The organism is Rhodococcus sp. 5G237 (genome assembly GCF_053764735.1).
Genome location: NZ_JBSNCD010000004.1, coordinates 592,495 through 608,999 on the forward strand (window position 1 = coordinate 592,495; position 16,505 = coordinate 608,999).

Sequence of the window (16,505 nt, forward strand, 5' to 3'; positions counted from 1 at the left end):
TCAGGCGGTGTAGAGACCTGCGCCCGCGCGGCTGAGCACGAGCTTGGGCACCACGGCCCGCGACGACAGCTTGAGCAGCGCGTCGACGATCTCGACGACGTCGTTCACCTCGATCATGGACTCGGCCGGGATCTTGTCCTTGATCCAGTCGGACATGTCGGTGTCGACATAGGCGGGTGCGAGCGCCGATGCCGAGATGCCGTTGCCGGACTCCTCGGCGTTGAGCGTCTCCACCAGCGAGATCAACGCGGCCTTCGTCGCACCGTAGGCGGCGAGACCGGCCTCGGCGTAGACACCCGTGATCGACGAGAGCGCAACGATCTTCGATCCGCGGGCCGGATCGTTCTCCGCCTCGGCGCGCAGCAACGGTAGCGACGCCTGGATGAGCGCGAACGGAGCGTTGAGGTTCACGGCGACCGTCTTGTCGAACCGCCGGGCCGGGAACTCGGCGATCGGGCCTGCCGTGCCGACACCGGCATTGAGGATCAGGGCCTTCATCGAACCGAACGCCTCGCGATGCGTCTCCACGACGCGGGCGGTGGCCTCCGGATCGGCGAGATCGGCTGCGACAGCACGTACCTCCTTGGCACCCGCTTCTCGCAGACGCTCGGCGACGCTCTCGAGACGTTCCGCTCCGCGGGCGCTGATCGTCAGTGCGTAGCCGCGTTCGGCGAGACGGGTTGCGATACCGAGGCCGATTCCCCTCGAGGCTCCGGTCACGAGCGCGCTGGTCACGCGTGGGCTCCCTTCAGTGCTGCGAGTCCTGCTGCCACCAGGCCCGGCACGGCTTCACCGGCGCGGTCGAAACCGTCGCCGACGGTCGCCCCGGCACGCCACCGATGGTTGATGCCCTCGGCGATGACGGCGAGCTTGAGGTAGGCCAGACCCATGTAGAAGTTCCAGTTGGCGATGTCGCGACCCGACGCCGTGGCGTAGCGCTGCACCAGATCGTCCGCCGCCGGGAGGCGGTCGCTCGACCATGCCGCCGGGAAGCCCAGGATGTCGTCGAGCGCCGGATGCCGGTACACGCACATCATGGCGAGATCGGTGAGCGGGTCGCCGAGGGTTGACAGTTCCCAGTCCACCACGGCGACGACGCGTGCCGGGTCGCTCGGGTCCAGGATGGTGTTGTCGATGCGGTAGTCGCCGTGGACGATCGACGGAGCGGGCGACTCCGGAATCGACTCGGCGAGCGCGGCGTGCAGTCGTTCGAGATCCGGTAGTTCGCGGGTCTTGACCCGTCCCCACTGGCTCGCCCACAGCTTCACCTGCCGGGTCACATAGCCGTCCGGCCGGCCCAACCCCCCGAGACCGACGGCCTCGAAGTCGACATTGTGCAGTTCGGCGATGATGCGCACGAGTTCACCGACGCAGCGGTCGATCTCGTCGTCGCCGAGCGCGTCGAGGTCGGCCTTGCTGCGCACCACACGTCCGTCGACGAACTCGACGACGGTGAACGGCGCACCCATCACCGAATCGTCCTCGCACTGGACGACGGTGGGCGCGACCGGCACACCGGTGCCCTTCAGCGCCGAGGTGATGCGGAATTCGCGGGCGACGTCGTGCGCCGACGGGGTGAGGCCCGTGGTCGGGGGGCGACGCAGCACCCAGTGGGACTTCTCGTCGCGCAACCCGTAGGTGAGGTTGGACTTGCCACCGGAGATGAGCTCCGCCCGGAGTTCACCGTGGACGGTCACACCGGAGTCGGCGAGGAAACGCTCGAGAACGGCGAGGTCGAGTCCCTCGTGCACGGCGGTCATTTCGCGGCCTCGCGGGCTGCCTTGCGGACGGCACCGACGGCACGCTTGGCGATGGCCCAGCGGTGCACCTCGGACGGGCCGTCGTACACGCGGAACGGCCGGACCTCGCGGGTGAGGCGTGCGATCGGAAGGTCTTCGGAGACACCGAGACCGCCGCACATCTGAGCGGAGCGGTCGACGATGCGGAAGATCGCTTCGGCGGCGAAGGTCTTGGCGATCGACGTGGCGTTCGAGGCGTGCGAACCCTGGTCGAGTTCCCAGCACGCCTGCACGAGCAGCGCGCGGGTCGCGGCGATGTCGATCTCGTTGTCGGCGATCATCTTCTGGATCATGCCGAGATCGCCGAGGCGGGAGCCGAAGCCTTCACGCTCCGCGACGTAGCGGACGGCGGTGTCGTGACCGCGGCGGGCGGCGCCGAGCCAGCGCATCACGTGCGTCATGCGGGCGGGGCCGAGGCGCACCTGCGCGTAGGCGAAGCCCTGGTCGACCTCGCCGAGCACGGCGGAGTCGGGGACGAACAGGTCCTCGAAGTCGACCTCGCAGTGACCGCCGATCATGGAGCGGTCGAGGGTGTTGATGTGGCGGCCGACCTTCAGGCCCGCGGTGTCGGCGGGGGCGAGGAACATCGTGGCGCCGCCGCGCTGGCCGGGCTCGCCCGAGGTACGGGCCATGATGATGAAGAATCCGGCACCGTCGGCACCGGTGATGAAGTGCTTGCGGCCGTTGATCTTCCAGCCACCGGAGACCTTCTCGGCGCGCGTGTTCAGAGCGTTGGGATCGGCGCCGGCACCGGGGGCGGGCTCGGTCATCGCGAAGGCCGAGCGCACGTCGCCGGCGGCGAGGGGCGCGAGGAACTGCTGCTTCTGCTCGTCACTGGCGATGTGCGCGAGCATGTGCACGTTGCCCTCGTCGGGGGCGGCGATGTTGAGCGCGGTGGGGCCGAAGAGCGAGTAGCCCGCGGCCTCGAAGACCGGGGCGCGGTCGGACATGTTCAAGCCGTGGCCGCCGTATTCGACGGGCGCGTGCGGAGCGAAGACTCCGGCAGCCTTGGCGGCCTTCTGCAGATCCGCCCGGATCGCGTCGCCACCGGCCGCGGTGATGTCGCCACCGTGGGCGTCCTCGACGGGAAGCACCTCGTCGCGGATGAACTGCTCGGTCCGCGCGATGAGGTCCCGGACGTGGTCCGAGTAGGACAGGTCGACCGCCATGCTGAGCTCCTTCCGTACCGACCGATCGATCGCTCGGTCGAGTTCACGGTGGCATATCCCCGCCATCGGGTCAAGCCCGGAAGGGGTGCTCGGCTACTTCGCTCCGACCGCGTTCCGCGCGACCTGCAGGTAGCGGTGCACGATCTCGTCGGGCGACAGCGAGCCGTCCGGCCGGTACCAACTCGCCACCGCGACGCACATCGTCGTCACGGCGCGGCTGGCGTCCTTCGGGAAGGGCGTAGAGAAGGTTCCGTCGGCGACACCGGCCTCGACGATGTCGTCGATCATGCGCTGCTGCTCGTCGCGCAGGGCGACGAACGCGCGGCGGGCCTCGGGTTCCATGCTGCGCATCTCGGTCGACGCCACGAATGCCTGGTCGCGGCGGAACATGTGGAAGCGCAGCAGCGACTCGACGACGGCGTCGAACTTCTCGGAGGGGGTGGGTCCGGCTTCGGCGATCGCCTGCCGGCTGCGGGCGAGCAGGTCGTGCAACACGGTGGTCGTGAGCGAGACCAGCAGCGCCTGCTTCGACGGGTAGTGGTGGTACAGCCCGGGCACCGACAGACCGGATCGCGACGCGACCTCGCGGATGGACGTGCCGTCGTAGCCGCGTTCGGCGAACGCCTCGAGCGCAGCGGCGAGCGGCTTGGGCAGGTCGGTCGGGCCGTAGTCCCGCCAAGAGCCGACGTCGCCGGAAACCGAATCCTCACGCGTGTCCATGCTCAACACCGTAAGGGACGGTTCCGGCGACGTCGGCGCTCGCAGGATCAGTAGCCGCTCGTAGGATCAGTAATCGTCCTCGCCGTAGAGGACGAGGCCGCGAAGGTTCTTGCCGGCGTGCATGTCGGCGTAGCCCTCGTTGATGTCCTCGAGCCTGTACGTCTTGGTGACGAGGTTGTCGAGGTCGAGCTGCCCGTTGCGGTACAGCTCGAGCAGCTTCGGGATCTGCGAGCGCGGGCCGGTGCCACCGAAGATGGCCCCCTGCAAGCGCTTCTGCAGCAGCGTCAGTTCGAACAGGCTCATCGTCACCTGCGTGTCGGTGGCGTGGCCCATGCCGACGACCACGACCTGGCCACCCTTCGCGGTGAGACCGAGTGCGGGGCCGATGATGTCGCCGGTGATCTCACCGACGGTGATGACGGTGACGTTGGCCATCTGACCCCAGGTGATCTCGCCGATCACCGGTGCGGCCTCCTCGATCGATGCGAAGACATGCGTCGCGCCGAACTCCTTGGCCTTCTGCCGCTTGAACTCGACCGGGTCGATCGCGACGACGAACCGTGCACCGGCGTGTGCCGCACCCTGGACGGAGTTGATGCCGACACCGCCGACACCGATGACGACCACGGTGTCGCCGAGCTTGGTGCCGCCGATCTCGGTGGCCGAACCCCAGCCGGTCGCGACACCGCATCCGAGCAGGGCCGCCTTCTCGAGCGGGATGTCCTTCTCGATCTTGATGACCGACGCCTCGTTGACCGTGACGTACGGCGCGAACGTGCCGAGCAGGCACATCTGCAGCACCGGGTCGCCGTTCAGCGTCGCGCGGTAGGTCTTGTCGGAGATCGCCTGGCCGGTGAGCAGGCCGGCGCCCTCGTCGCAGATGTTCTGCATGCCCTTGGCGCAGGCCCGACAGCGGCCGCAGGCGGGGATGAACGCGAGGACGACGTGGTCGCCCTCCTCGAGACCCCGTACTCCCGGGCCCACCTTGGTGACCACGCCCGCGCCCTCGTGACCACCGAGGACCGGGAAGGACGGAAGCGGTGTCGCCCCCGAGCGCAGATGCTCGTCGGAATGGCACAGACCCGAGGCCGCGAGGCGGATCTGCACCTCACCTGCGACGGGATCGCCGAGATCGATCTCCTCGATCTCCCACGGCTGGTTGATTCCCTTGACGACTGCTGCCTTCGTCTTCACCCGAGCCTCCTGAACCGAAAGTGTGTGTGACGTGCGTCACGGCATTCAAACACTTATCGGACGTTAGAGCAACGGGTTCGAACCTCTTCCGGAGCGCGCAGTTACCCGCTACATTGAGTAACAGACAACTTCTCGTGAAGGGCTCCAGCCATGATTCACGTCCGCCACAGCGCCGTCGCAGACATCCCTGTCGACCTCGCGTTCTCCTACGTCGACGACTACCGGAACGTCCCCGACTGGATGTTCGGGGTGGCCCGTTTCCAACCCGTGGGCGAGCAGGTCTCCGGCCTCGGTGCCGTCTACGACTCGACCATGCGCATCGGCCCCAAGGATCTCGACTCGCGCGTGGAAGTCGTCGAATGGGAACGCAATCGCGTGATCGTCCTCGACTCGATCGCCGGATTCCGCGCCGCGTCGTCGTGGACCTTCACGGACCTCGGCGACGCGACGCGGCTCGACGTCGACTTCGGCTACCGGCTGCCCGGCGGGATCGCCGGCCGCACACTCGGCATGCTCATCGAACCGATTGTGGGAACGGCGATCCGGCAGACCGAGCACGCGTTGCGTACGCGGCTCGGTCAGCTCGTCTAGGACCGGAATCAGAAGTTGCCGCGCGCGGCCTGCTCCCGCTCGATCGCCTCGAACAGCGCCTTGAAGTTGCCCTTGCCGAAGCCGAGCGAGCCGTGGCGCTCGATCAGCTCGAAGAACACGGTCGGGCGGTCGCCGACGGGCTTGGTGAAGATCTGCAGCAGGTAGCCGTCCTCGTCGCGGTCGACCAGGATGCCCCGCTTCTTCAGCTCCTCGATCGGCACCCGAACCTCACCGATGCGGGCGCGCAGCTCCGGATCGTCGTAGTACGCATCGGGAGTCGCGAGGAACTCGACGCCCTCCTCGCGCAACTGGTCGACCGCGGTGAGGATGTCGTTGGTCGCCAGGGCGAGATGCTGGGCGCCCGGTCCGCGGTAGAAGTCGAGGTACTCGTCGATCTGCGAACGCTTCTTCGCGATGGCGGGCTCGTTGAGCGGGAACTTCACGCGGTGGTTGCCGTTGCACACCACCTTGCTCATGAGCGCCGAGTAGTCGGTGGCGATGTCGTCGCCGATGAACTCCGCCATGTTCGTGAAACCCATGACGCGGTTGTAGAAGTCGACCCACTCGTCCATGCGCCCGAGTTCGACGTTGCCGACCACGTGGTCGAGCGCCTGGAAGATGCGCTTGGGCGCACCCTCGCGCTTGCGGTAGGTCGAGGTGCGCTCGACGTAGCCGGGCAGGTACGGGCCGTTGTAGCGCGACCGGTCGACGAGCGTGTGCCGCGTGTCGCCGTAGGTCGCGATGGCGCCGATGCGGACGGTGCCGTTCTCGTCGCCGATCTCGTAGGGCTCCTCGAGGACGGTCGCCCCCTGCTTGCGGGCGTGCTCGATGCACTTGTCGACATCCGGGACCTGCAGGGCGATGTCGACGACGCCGTCACCGTGGAGTCGGTGGTGCTCGATCAGCGGGCTGTCCGGATCCACCGCACCCTTGATCACGAATCGCACGGCGCCGCTGCGCAGTACGTAGGCGTGATGGTCGCGGTTGCCGGTGGTGGGTCCCGAGTAGGCGATGAGTTCCATGCCGTAGGCGGACTGGTAGTAGTGCGCCGTCTGCGTGGCGTTTCCGACCACCCACACCACGGCGTCCCAGCCGCTGACGGGGAAGGGGTCCCGTTCGCTGTCGTACTCCACGAGACCGACCAGGCGCCGGAGTTCCTCGGCGTCGAGCTGAGCGAGTCGCTCGCTGTCGGTCAGGGTGTATTCCAGAGTCATCGCTGCAACCTCCTGCCGCTCACTGCGGCACAGTCGTTGTGTCGTGTGTCACCAGGAGAAACCCACCCGTCGGTGCGACGCAACGTCGCCTTCGGCAACTGGGCCGACTGACTGGAATCCGCCGGAATCCGCACGCTCACCTATACAATCGGACTAGTTTTCGGCGCTCGATGGGAAGGAACCGCGATGCGCGAGCCCGTGCAGCTGGACGAATTGGATTTCGCTCTCCTCGAGGCCCTGCACGCCGACCCGAAGATCGGCGCGCTCGAGCTGTCCCGTCGACTGAAGGTCGCGCGTGCCACCGTCTCGGCCCGCCTGCGACGCCTCGAGGACACCGGGGTGATCGCCGGCTACGAACCCCGGATCAACCTCGCCGCAGCAGGTTTCGATGTGCAGGCGTTCGTGACGATGGAGATCGTGCAGGGCGCGCTCGAAGACGTCACCGAGGTCCTCGAAGGCATCCCCGGGGTGCTCGAAGCGTTCGCCACCACCGGCGCGGGCGACGTGCTGTGCCGGATCGGGGCCGAATCGCATCTCGGCCTCCAGCAGACCCTCATCGAGCTGAACCGCTCCTCGATCGTCGCGCGGTCCACGAGCGTGATGGTGCTGTCGGAAGTGGTGCACTACCGGGCGATGCCGCTGCTCCGCACCCTCGAGCCGGAACGATCCGCGAAGGCACCGGCCTACCGCCGCTGAGCCGATCACGTCCACAATCCGTCTCCGACTAGCCGGATTGCACAGAAAAACGCGCTTCGGGCATCCGGACCCTCCGCACGCTGCACAGTTCGCCGAAGCACAGTTGCGCGGCATTTGTTACTGCCGTCACAGTCTTTCGCCATGAAGAACCTGCTGACGCGATTCGAAGAAAAAGCCCCCGAGATCGTCTTCGAGTGGCACGACACCGAGACCACCGCCCGGGGCTGGGTCGTCATCAACTCGCTGCGGGGCGGCGCGGCCGGCGGCGGCACCCGCATGCGCCGCGGCCTGGACCGACGCGAGGTCGAGTCGCTGGCGAAGACCATGGAGATCAAGTTCACCGTCTCCGGACCTGCGATCGGCGGTGCCAAGTCCGGCATCGATTTCGATCCGTCCGACCCCCGCAAGGAGGGCGTGCTGCGCCGCTGGTTCGCGGCCGTCACGCCCCTGCTGCGCGCCTACTACGGCACCGGCGGCGACCTCAACGTCGACGAGATGAACGAGGTCGTTCCGCTCACCGAGTCCAACGGCCTGTGGCACCCGCAGGAAGGTGTCGTCAACGGACACTTCGGCAAGGACGAGCGCCAGCGCATCCAGCGGGTGGGCCAGCTACGACTCGGCGTCGCGAAGGTCGTCGAGGACGCGCGGTTCACCCCCGCCACCAGCACGAAATACACTGTCGCCGATCTGATCACCGGTTACGGCGTCGCCGAGTCGGTCCGCCACCATCAGCTCGTCTACCGGGGCACCGACCTCGCCGGCAAGCGCGTCGTGGTGCAGGGCTGGGGCAATGTCGGCGCCGCCGCTGCCTACTATCTCGCCCAGGCCGGCGCCTCGATCGTGGGCATCATCGACCGCGACGGTGGCATCCTCGCACCCGAGGGTCTGTCCTTCGACGAGGTCCGCACCCTGCTGCTCGAACGCGACGGCAACGCCCTGCGCAGCGACCGCATGATCCCTTTCGACGAGGTGAACGCCCGCATCTGGGATCTCGGAGCCGAGATCTTCCTGCCCTGCGCCGCGAGCCGCCTCGTCACCCGCGAGCAGGTCGACCGCATGGTCGCCGCGGGACTCGAGTCGATCGCCTCCGGCGCCAACGTCCCGTTCGCCGACGACGAGATCTTCTACGGCCCCACCTACGAGCACGCCGACAAGTCCGTCGCCGTGATCCCCGACTTCATCGCCAACTGCGGCATGGCCCGGGCCTTCGCCCAGCTCATGGAGGGCGACGTGGAGGTCTCCGACGCCGCGATCTTCGGCGATGTGTCCACCACCATCGAGACGGCACTGCGCCGCTGCCACGACCGGTCGACCGAGCTCACCGGGCTCGCCGCGACCGCCTTCGAGATCGCACTGGACCAGCTGGTCCCGGCCGGGGAGCGCATCGATGACTGACACCCTGGCTCGCGCGACGACGACCGGCGCCCAGAGCACTGCCGGCCTGCATCGCGCCATGCGGCCCCGCCAGCTCGTCATGATGAGCCTCGGTGGCGCCATCGGGGCCGGCCTGTTCGTCGGGTCGGGGGCGGGTATTGCCGTCGCCGGCCCGGCGATCCTGATCTCGTTCCTGGTGGCGGCCGTTCTCGTCGTGTTCGTGATGCGCATGATGGGCGAGATGGCCGCGGCCAATCCCGCCAGCGGTGCGTTCTCCGAGCACACCGAGAACGCCCTCGGCCCCGTCGCGGGGCGCACAATTGGCTGGCTGTACTGGGTGCAGGTGATCATCGTGATCGCCGCGGAGGCCACCGGCGCCGCCGCGATCACCGCGGTGGCGCTGCCCGGCATCCCCCAGTGGGCGTCCGCGCTGTTCTACATGGTCGTGCTGACGGGCGTGAACCTCGTCGGCGTGCGCCGCTTCGGTGAGGTCGAATTCTGGTTTGCCGCAATCAAGATCGCCGCGATCCTCGGCTTCCTGGTGATCGGTGTCGCAATGATCGCCGGGTGGATGCCCACCTTCGAGACGACCGGCTTCTCCAACCTCACGGCGCACGGCGGGTTCGCTCCCACCGGCATCGCGGGTATCGCCGCCGGCCTGCTCATCGTGGTCTTCGCCTTCGGTGGCACCGAGATCATCGCGATCGCCGCCGCGGAGACCGCCGATCCCCGGCGCAACGTGGGCCGCGCGGTGCGCACCCTGGTGTGGCGCATCCTCGTGTTCTACATCGGGTCGGTGCTCGTGATGGTGACGATCCTGCCGTGGACCTCCGAGGATCTCGCGACCGGTCCGTTCGTCGCCGTGCTGCAGGCCGGGGCCGTCCCGGGCGCCGTCGCGGTGATGACCGTGATCGTCGTGGTCGCACTGCTCTCCTCGCTCAACGCGATGCTGTTCAGCGCTTCCCGGATGATCTTCTCGCTGTCGCACCGCGGATCCGCACATCCCGTCTTCGGGCGACTGTCGTCCAACGGCGTTCCCCGTAATGCGGTGCTCGCCTCGGTGGCCTTCGGCTTCGTCACGGTCGGATTGAACTATCTCTACCCCGACCGGGTGCTGCCGTTGCTGCTCAACGCCGTCGGCTCCACGATCCTGGTGCTGTGGACGTTCGTCGCGGTCTCGCACCTCGTGCTCCGTCGTCGCGCACGCCGCAACGACACCGAGGATGCACTGCCGCTGAAGATGTGGGGCTTCCCGTACCTGTCGTACGCGACACTCGGTCTGCTCGCCGGCATCGCGGTGCTCGCCCTGTTCGACACCGCCGCCCGCACGCAACTGCTCGCGACCGGCGCGTTGACCGCAGCGATCGCCGGTACCTGCACAGTGCTGGCACGGCGACGCGCTGCGGCCGAGACGGCTCGAGCGGAGACGGTTCAGGGGCGCCAACCGTAGGGACGCGTGATTATCTCCATGAAGTGACCGGCGGGGTCGAGGAAGTAGGTTCCTCGACCCCCGTCGTTCCTGTTGACGCCGTGCGCCGACTGCCGGGGGTCGGCCCAGTGTTCGATCTTCCGCTCGAGGATCCGAGCGTAGATCTCGTCGAACTCCTCCTCCGACACCAGGAATGCGTAGTGCTGCGGCGGATACTCCACGTCCGGTGGCGGTTCGGCGAAATCGAGGGTGACGCCGTTGGCGAGTTCGACGGCGAGAAAGTGCCCGGCGGGCACCGGGTCGGGCAGCCCGAACAGGGTGGTGAGGAAGTAGGCCGAATGCTGCTTGTCGTCGGCCGCAACGATGGTGTGGTTGAACGCAATACTCAAGGAGAACTCCTTGTGGTCCCGCGCCTCCATGCCTGACGCAGTCCGTCATCGACACGCGACGCTGCGTCCAGAGATACCTTCCGTGCCGGAGGGATGCAAGCGATGAATTTTCCGCGCTTCCCGGGTCTGTACTCGGCGACAACCTTCGAAAGGGGACGACGATGAAGCTCACGGTGACGACCTTCGTATCGGCCGACGGTGTGGCCCAGGGACCGGGCGGCCCCGATGAGGACCGGAGCGACGGCTTCGAACGCGGCGGTTGGGTGGTGCCGCTGTTCGACGAGGACACCGGCAAGTTCATCGACGAGGTGTTCTCGAAGGTCGATGCGTTCCTGCTGGGCCGGAACACCTACGACGTCTTCGCTGCGTCGTGGCCGAACTCGACCGACCCCGACGACCCGGTCGCCCGTGCCCTCAACACCCTCCCGAAGTACGTCGCCTCCACAACGCTCACCGACCCCGAGTGGCAGAACACGACCGTCCTCGACGGCGACGTGCCCACCGCGGTCGCGGAACTGAAGAAGCAGCCGGGACGCGAACTGCAGGTGCACGGCAGCATCCGTCTGGTCCACACCCTCTTCGAACACGATCTCGTGGACGAGTACCGCCTCATCACGTTCCCGGTCGTCCTCGGTCAGGGGCGGCGACTGTTCCCCACCGGGGGTCGCGACACGAAGTTCGATCTCGTCGAATCGCGCACCACCTCGTCCGGTATCGCCATCACCGTGTACCGGCCGGTAGGACGACCCGAGTACGGACTCGCCGAAGTCGAGTGACCCGAAGTACGAACCGATCTGTACCGAGGGGCTGCTCGAACTCGCCTGCCGCATCATCTGTCCGAGACGACTACGGACCTCGTTCCGAACGGTCGACCGAAACCCGCTCTTGGGGGTCGGCCAAGATAGCATCGGGGCGGGAACTAGGTCAGGACTGGAGATGCCCCGCAACAGACGTCCGCAGGATCGGGAAGAGAAACGCGCAGAGATCGTGGTAGCCGCCCGGCGGTTGTTCGTCGAGGAAGGATACGACGCGGCATCGATGACGCGGATCGCCCGTGACGCCGGAGTCGTGTCGAACACGCTGTACTGGTACTTCCAGGACAAGGACTCGATATTGATCGCGGTCCTGGATGCGGTTCTGGCCGACTCGATGGCCTCCTACAGCAAGATGCTGGGCTCGGGGCTGGCCGATCGACTCTTGTGGTTGGTCGAAGAATTGGAACAGCTGGGGCGGTTGGTGAGCACGGTGCACACACGCGCCGAGAAGTCCGCGTCCGTTCAGCAATGGCACGAGCAGTTCCACACGCTGGCCGAAGGGTTGTTCCGGGCAGAGCTGATCGAGCTCGGCGTGCCTGCAGACGAAGTCGATCCGCTGGTAGCGATCGGCGTTTTCGTGGTCGAGGGCTTGCTGATGCACCCGACGGACCAGGCTCAGCGGCGCGCGGTGATCGAGACGTTGCTCAACGGCGCTCGCAGTCGTGCCGCAGCCACCGGCTGAGTTCCCGGTCTTCGTCCGCGAACTCGGAGCGACCTATTGTGCGGTGTGGCCGAATTGGCTTTCCAGGAAAGAGATTTGGTCACACACGGCGCGTTCGAAGTGTTCACCGACGTAGATGTCGAAGTGGTCGCACACGTAGCTCTGAACCTGCACGTGCGCCAGGCCCTGTGCGTGACGCTTCGTGGTCTTCGCGGGCGCGGCCGCGTCGTTGTCGCAGACACACAGCAACGTCGGAGTGCTGAAACGAGCCAGCGCGCGACCGGGTCGATCGAGCGGAAGACGCAGTGCCAACCGGGCAGCGAGGGCGTTGGCAGCCTCGAATTCGCCGTTCGGACCGCGCAGTACACCCCAGATGCTGTCGCGGCCGGCTCCGGTCTCGGGTTCTTCCTTACCGTCGATCTCTGTCAGCTCGATGTTCTTCGACAGCTGAGCCCGCACCGACGGAAGCCGTGTCAACACCGTGCTGGTGCGCCGCGAGAGCCGGGTCCCCGCAGGCAGGAGTGCGGAAGCGCCGGCGAGGGCGTCGGGCGAGGCCACGAACGCCGGCATCCAGGACGTCCCCGCCATCGGCAACAAAATCGGCTTCGCACCGAACCACGACCCGACCGTGTCGAGGATGCCCGCCACTGTCAGTGCCACCACGCTCAGCGGGCCGGTCCGTATCCGCGCGCGCAACGACGCCGGACCGTCGGTGAAGGGACACTGCGCCACGACCGCCGCGATACGGGTGCCCTCGGAGGCGACCTGAAGGACATGACCTCCACCGAACGAGCTGCCCCACAAGGCAATCCGGTTGACATCGACCTCCGGGAGTGTGCGCACGAAGGCCAGGGCGGCGCGCCAATCGGCGCGTTGCCGGCCGATGTCGAGGATCTGGCGCGGCGCCCCGCCGCTGGCCCCGAGATGACGGTAGTCGAACACCAGCACCGACCACCCCGCGGCGGCGAACCGTTCCGCGTAGGCATCCAAGCGCATCTCCCGCACCGCCCCGAGCCCGTGCCCCATGATCACCATCGGGCGCGGACCGTTCAGAGCGGGTGCGGTATACAGCCATGCCGCGCACTCGTCCCGGCCGGAGACGAACGAGACCTCGCGCCGCTGCACCGCTACGGCCTCGTGCCGCTCGGCAGACCCACCGATTTCCATGACGTGCGCCCTCCCCGCTTCTCCACCACATTTCTTGGACGCCATTCAAGAAGGCGTCACGATGACGATAAAGGCGTCTTGGATGCCGGTCAAGAGACGACAGGGGTACGAGTCCGCAGTCAGGCGCCCTGGCGTTGCGTGGCCTCGTACCCCGTGGTCAGCCAGTACACCGCGCGATCGATCGTCGGCATGATCTCGGCGAGTTCGATCTGCCCTTCGAGGCAGCGGCCGACGAGTCCGAAAACGACGCTCGACAGGATCGACATCGACTCCTCGACGAAGACCGGGTCGACATCCTCCAGAACGGCCATTCCGACGGGAATCACTTCGTCGAAGCCTCGCATGTGCAGACCTTCCCAACCGGGTGCCGTTCTCACCCTGAAGTAGGCGAGGAGCATCGCGGGGTTCTTCTCCCACGGTTCGAAGATGGCTCGGATGACGCGCATCATCGCCGGATGCAAGCGCTCACCCGGCGCGCGCGGCTGCTCGACGAGACCGGCGTGGTTCTCCTTCATCCAGTGCTCGATGGCGGCGAGGATCAGTTCCTCGCGTGTCGCGAACCGTTTGTAGACGGTGGACAGCGACATGCGCGTCCGGCGCGCGACCTCGCGCAGCTGGACGGCGTCGTAGCCACCTTCCTCCAGGAGTTCGATCACGGTCTCGAGCAGGCGTGATCGCGCCTCGTCCGGCCCATTCGGGATAGCGATAACACCCATCGTGAAAACATCCTTGCCGTCAAACGGTAACCACGTTATCGTGACCTAGGTAACACGGTTACACCCTACCCCGGTGGCGGTCACCCAGCCCGGCCACACCGTCACCGTTCGAACCCACATCCCCCTCCTGGAGCGCCGATGACGGGATCACCGAAGCGTCTGCACATCGATCGAGACCTGTGCGAAGCACACGCGTTGTGCATCGAGATCGCACCCGAGATCTTCGATCTCCCCGACGACGACATCGCGACCTGCGACGAGAACCCTCCGGAAAGCCTCTGGCCCAAGGCCCATTCCGCCGCCAGCGCCTGCCCTCGGCAGGCCATCGGCATCGTCGAGAACCTCCCCTCCTCCCCGAAAGGTCCGTGATCCGATGACCGACCTTGCATCCTCCGACTACTTCACCGACGGAGAGATCGCCCAGAGTCCGTTCGAGTACTTCGACCACGTGCGCAGTCGCAATCCGGTGTATCGGGAACCTCACCACGGGGTCGTGGTGGTCACCGGCTATCAGGAGGTGGTCGAGGGGTTCAAGAACAGCGAGGCACTGTCGGCGGTCAACTCGATCGGAGGTCCGTTCCCGCCGTTGCCCTTCGAACCCGAAGGCGACGACATCACCGAACAGATCGAAGCCCACCGTCACCAGTTCCCGATCTTCGAGCACATGGTGACGATGGACCCACCCGACCACACGCGCGCCCGGTCACTGCTCGGACGACTCCTCACCCCGAAACGACTGAAGGAGAACGAGGAGTACCTCTGGGGACTGGCCGACGACGTCATCGACGAATTCATCGGCGAGGGCCGATGCGAGTTCCTCGGCGACTATGCAAAGCCCTTCGCCACCATGGCGATCACCGACCTGCTCGGCGTTCCGGAGGAGGACCGCGAGGAGTTCCGGTGGGTACTCGGCGCCGGTGAACGGCCCGGCACGCGGGTCGGCGCGCTCGACCACGAGCCCGTCGGGATCAACCCCCTCGAATTCCTCGACGGACGCTTCGAGAAGTATCTCGCCGACCGTCGTCGCGAACCCCGCAACGACATCCTCAGCGGTCTGGCTGCCGCGACCTATCCGGACGGTTCGATACCCGAACTCCTCGAGGTCGTCCGACCTGCGACATTCCTTTTCGCCGCCGGCCAGGAGACGGTGACGAAACTCCTCAGTTCGTCGCTGCGGGTGCTCTGCGAACGCCCCGAGTACCAGAAGATCCTGCGCGAGGACCGCAGTCTCATCAAACCGTTCATGGAGGAATCGCTACGCTTCGACAGTCCCACGAAGGTGGACTTCCGACTCGCTCGCAAGACCACGACCATCGGCGACGTCGAGGTACCGGCCGGGTCGGTCGTGATGCTGAGTCTCGCCGCCGCGAACCGTGATCCGCGTAAGTTCGAGGAGCCGAACGAGTTCCGGCTCGATCGGAAGAACTCGCACGATCACATCGCATTCGGCCGCGGCCTGCACACCTGTGCCGGTGCACCGCTCGCGCGCATCGAAGGGCACGTCACCCTCAACCGTCTGCTCGATCGGATGGAGGACATCCGCCTCAGCGAGCAGGCGCACGGCCCGGAGGACGACCGAGCGTTCGCCTACGAACCCACCTTCCTCCTGCGCGGGCTCGTCGATCTGCACATCGAGTTCACCCGCAGCACGCAGTAACCCGGCAATCCCATGGCTCTGCATCGCCCGACTGGACGGTGCACGAAGTGAGAGGTGTTCAATGGCAGGAAGAGTCGAAGGCAAGGTCGCGTTCATCACCGGAGCCGCACGCGGACAGGGACGCAGTCACGCCATCCGGCTGGCGCAGGAGGGTGCCGACATCATCGCACTCGACATCTGCGGCCCGATCCGGGAGAACGCGCAGATCGAACCGTCCACTCCGGAGGACATGGCCGAAACGGTCGAAGCCGTCAAGAGTCTCAACCGACGGATCGTCACGGCCGAGGCCGACGTTCGCGACTTCGACGCGGTGAAGGCCGCCGTCGACAACGGCGTCGAACAACTGGGCCGTCTCGACATCATCGTCGCCAACGCCGGAATCGGCACCGGTGGGGCGATGCTGCACGAGACCGACGAGTTCGATTGGCAGGAGATGCTCGACATCAACCTGTCGGGTGTGTGGAAGTCGATCAAAGCCGGAGTGCCGCACATGATTGCGGGCGGAAACGGCGGATCGATCGTCCTCACGAGTTCGGTCGGAGGACTGAAGGCCTACCCCACCATGGGTCCGTACATCTCCGCGAAGCACGGTGTGGTCGGCATGATGCGTACCTTCGCCGTCGAACTGGGGCAGCACTCCATCCGGGTCAACACCGTGCACCCCACCAACGTGAACACACCGATGTTCATGAACGAGGGTGCCATGAAGATGTTCCGTCCCGACCTCGAGAACCCGGGTCCGGAGGACATGAAGGCGGCCACGCAATTCATGCACGTCCTGCCCGTGGGGTGGGTGGAGCCGGAAGACATCAGTAATGCCGTTCTGTTCCTGGCGTCCGACGAGTCCCGTTACGTCACCGGACTCACGCTCACGGTTGACGCCGGTAGTACGCTCAAGTGATCGGGCAAGTGGC

The 16,505-nt window shown here is 66.6% G+C and carries 18 protein-coding genes; 9 read left to right on the forward strand and 9 right to left on the reverse strand.

All coding sequences use genetic code 11. The features are described 5' to 3' along the window. From ACWPOC_RS12215 to ACWPOC_RS12235, 5 genes are all read right to left on the reverse strand, one after another. On the reverse strand, positions 1 to 735 hold the full coding sequence (locus ACWPOC_RS12215; protein WP_120280649.1) for an SDR family NAD(P)-dependent oxidoreductase: 735 nt from the start codon (positions 733 to 735) through the stop codon (positions 1 to 3). After that, complete coding sequence (locus ACWPOC_RS12220; RefSeq protein ID WP_455408710.1) at positions 732 to 1,760, reverse strand: phosphotransferase family protein; 1,029 nt, start codon at positions 1,758 to 1,760, stop codon at positions 732 to 734. Before ACWPOC_RS12220 ends, ACWPOC_RS12215 begins: the two co-directional genes overlap by 4 nt. Further along, positions 1,757 to 2,968 carry an acyl-CoA dehydrogenase family protein gene (locus ACWPOC_RS12225; RefSeq protein WP_120280651.1) on the reverse strand — a complete coding sequence of 404 codons (1,212 nt, stop codon included), beginning with the start codon at positions 2,966 to 2,968 and terminating at the stop codon, positions 1,757 to 1,759. Before ACWPOC_RS12225 ends, ACWPOC_RS12220 begins: the two co-directional genes overlap by 4 nt. Before the next feature lie 93 nt (positions 2,969 to 3,061). After that, complete coding sequence (locus ACWPOC_RS12230; protein ID WP_455408711.1) at positions 3,062 to 3,688, reverse strand: TetR/AcrR family transcriptional regulator; 627 nt, start codon at positions 3,686 to 3,688, stop codon at positions 3,062 to 3,064. 66 nt (positions 3,689 to 3,754) lie between these two features. Further along, complete coding sequence (locus ACWPOC_RS12235; RefSeq protein ID WP_455408712.1) at positions 3,755 to 4,882, reverse strand: NDMA-dependent alcohol dehydrogenase; 1,128 nt, start codon at positions 4,880 to 4,882, stop codon at positions 3,755 to 3,757. A gap of 150 nt (positions 4,883 to 5,032) precedes the next feature. Here ACWPOC_RS12235 and ACWPOC_RS12240 point away from each other — a divergent pair, with 150 nt between their 5' ends. Beyond that, a complete protein-coding gene (locus ACWPOC_RS12240; RefSeq protein ID WP_059382785.1) occupies positions 5,033 to 5,473 on the forward strand; it encodes an SRPBCC family protein in 441 nt (146 codons plus the stop codon). An 8-nt stretch (positions 5,474 to 5,481) separates the two neighbouring features. Here ACWPOC_RS12240 and hppD read toward each other — a convergent pair whose 3' ends face one another. Next, positions 5,482 to 6,687 carry a 4-hydroxyphenylpyruvate dioxygenase gene (gene hppD, locus ACWPOC_RS12245; protein ID WP_455408713.1) on the reverse strand — a complete coding sequence of 402 codons (1,206 nt, stop codon included), beginning with the start codon at positions 6,685 to 6,687 and terminating at the stop codon, positions 5,482 to 5,484. Positions 6,688 to 6,873: 186 nt separating this feature from the next. Here hppD and ACWPOC_RS12250 point away from each other — a divergent pair, with 186 nt between their 5' ends. From ACWPOC_RS12250 to ACWPOC_RS12260, 3 genes are all read left to right on the forward strand, one after another. Then, positions 6,874 to 7,383, forward strand: coding sequence for an Lrp/AsnC family transcriptional regulator (locus ACWPOC_RS12250; RefSeq protein WP_059382783.1), 510 nt, complete (start codon positions 6,874 to 6,876; stop codon positions 7,381 to 7,383). Between the two features lie 141 nt (positions 7,384 to 7,524). Then, positions 7,525 to 8,778: a Glu/Leu/Phe/Val dehydrogenase dimerization domain-containing protein gene (locus tag ACWPOC_RS12255; RefSeq protein WP_016692537.1), complete on the forward strand. Its 1,254-nt coding sequence runs from the start codon at positions 7,525 to 7,527 to the stop codon at positions 8,776 to 8,778. After that, a complete protein-coding gene (locus ACWPOC_RS12260) occupies positions 8,771 to 10,207 on the forward strand; it encodes an amino acid permease (protein WP_455408714.1) in 1,437 nt (478 codons plus the stop codon). Before ACWPOC_RS12255 ends, ACWPOC_RS12260 begins: the two co-directional genes overlap by 8 nt. On the opposite strand, the gene ACWPOC_RS12265 is transcribed toward ACWPOC_RS12260, so the two are convergent. Then, positions 10,189 to 10,605, reverse strand: coding sequence for a VOC family protein (locus tag ACWPOC_RS12265; RefSeq protein ID WP_120280654.1), 417 nt, complete (start codon positions 10,603 to 10,605; stop codon positions 10,189 to 10,191). The two genes, ACWPOC_RS12260 and ACWPOC_RS12265, sit on opposite strands and share 19 nt — an antisense overlap. A 131-nt stretch (positions 10,606 to 10,736) precedes the next feature. Between ACWPOC_RS12265 and ACWPOC_RS12270 the strand changes: the two genes are divergently transcribed. Both ACWPOC_RS12270 and ACWPOC_RS12275 read left to right on the forward strand, forming a co-directional pair. Then, entirely contained in the window at positions 10,737 to 11,351 is a 615-nt protein-coding gene (locus ACWPOC_RS12270) for a dihydrofolate reductase family protein (protein WP_455408715.1), read from the forward strand. Positions 11,352 to 11,511: 160 nt separating this feature from the next. Beyond that, entirely contained in the window at positions 11,512 to 12,072 is a 561-nt protein-coding gene (locus ACWPOC_RS12275; RefSeq protein WP_088898643.1) for a TetR/AcrR family transcriptional regulator, read from the forward strand. Between the two features lie 33 nt (positions 12,073 to 12,105). Here ACWPOC_RS12275 and ACWPOC_RS12280 read toward each other — a convergent pair whose 3' ends face one another. Beyond that, complete coding sequence (locus ACWPOC_RS12280; RefSeq protein ID WP_455408716.1) at positions 12,106 to 13,218, reverse strand: alpha/beta hydrolase; 1,113 nt, start codon at positions 13,216 to 13,218, stop codon at positions 12,106 to 12,108. Positions 13,219 to 13,337: 119 nt separating this feature from the next. Next, a complete protein-coding gene (locus ACWPOC_RS12285; protein ID WP_120280657.1) occupies positions 13,338 to 13,934 on the reverse strand; it encodes a TetR family transcriptional regulator in 597 nt (198 codons plus the stop codon). Between the two features lie 138 nt (positions 13,935 to 14,072). Between ACWPOC_RS12285 and ACWPOC_RS12290 the strand changes: the two genes are divergently transcribed. The 3 genes from ACWPOC_RS12290 to ACWPOC_RS12300 all read left to right on the forward strand — a co-directional run bounded on the left by ACWPOC_RS12290 (position 14,073) and on the right by ACWPOC_RS12300 (position 16,492). Next, a complete protein-coding gene (locus ACWPOC_RS12290) occupies positions 14,073 to 14,303 on the forward strand; it encodes a ferredoxin (RefSeq protein ID WP_059382776.1) in 231 nt (76 codons plus the stop codon). Positions 14,304 to 14,307: 4 nt separating this feature from the next. After that, positions 14,308 to 15,591 carry a cytochrome P450 gene (locus ACWPOC_RS12295; protein WP_455408717.1) on the forward strand — a complete coding sequence of 428 codons (1,284 nt, stop codon included), beginning with the start codon at positions 14,308 to 14,310 and terminating at the stop codon, positions 15,589 to 15,591. Positions 15,592 to 15,652: 61 nt separating this feature from the next. Beyond that, positions 15,653 to 16,492 (forward strand): mycofactocin-coupled SDR family oxidoreductase, encoded by an 840-nt coding sequence (locus ACWPOC_RS12300; RefSeq protein WP_159417305.1) that lies wholly within the window; start codon positions 15,653 to 15,655, stop codon positions 16,490 to 16,492. Positions 16,493 to 16,505 lie beyond the last annotated feature (13 nt).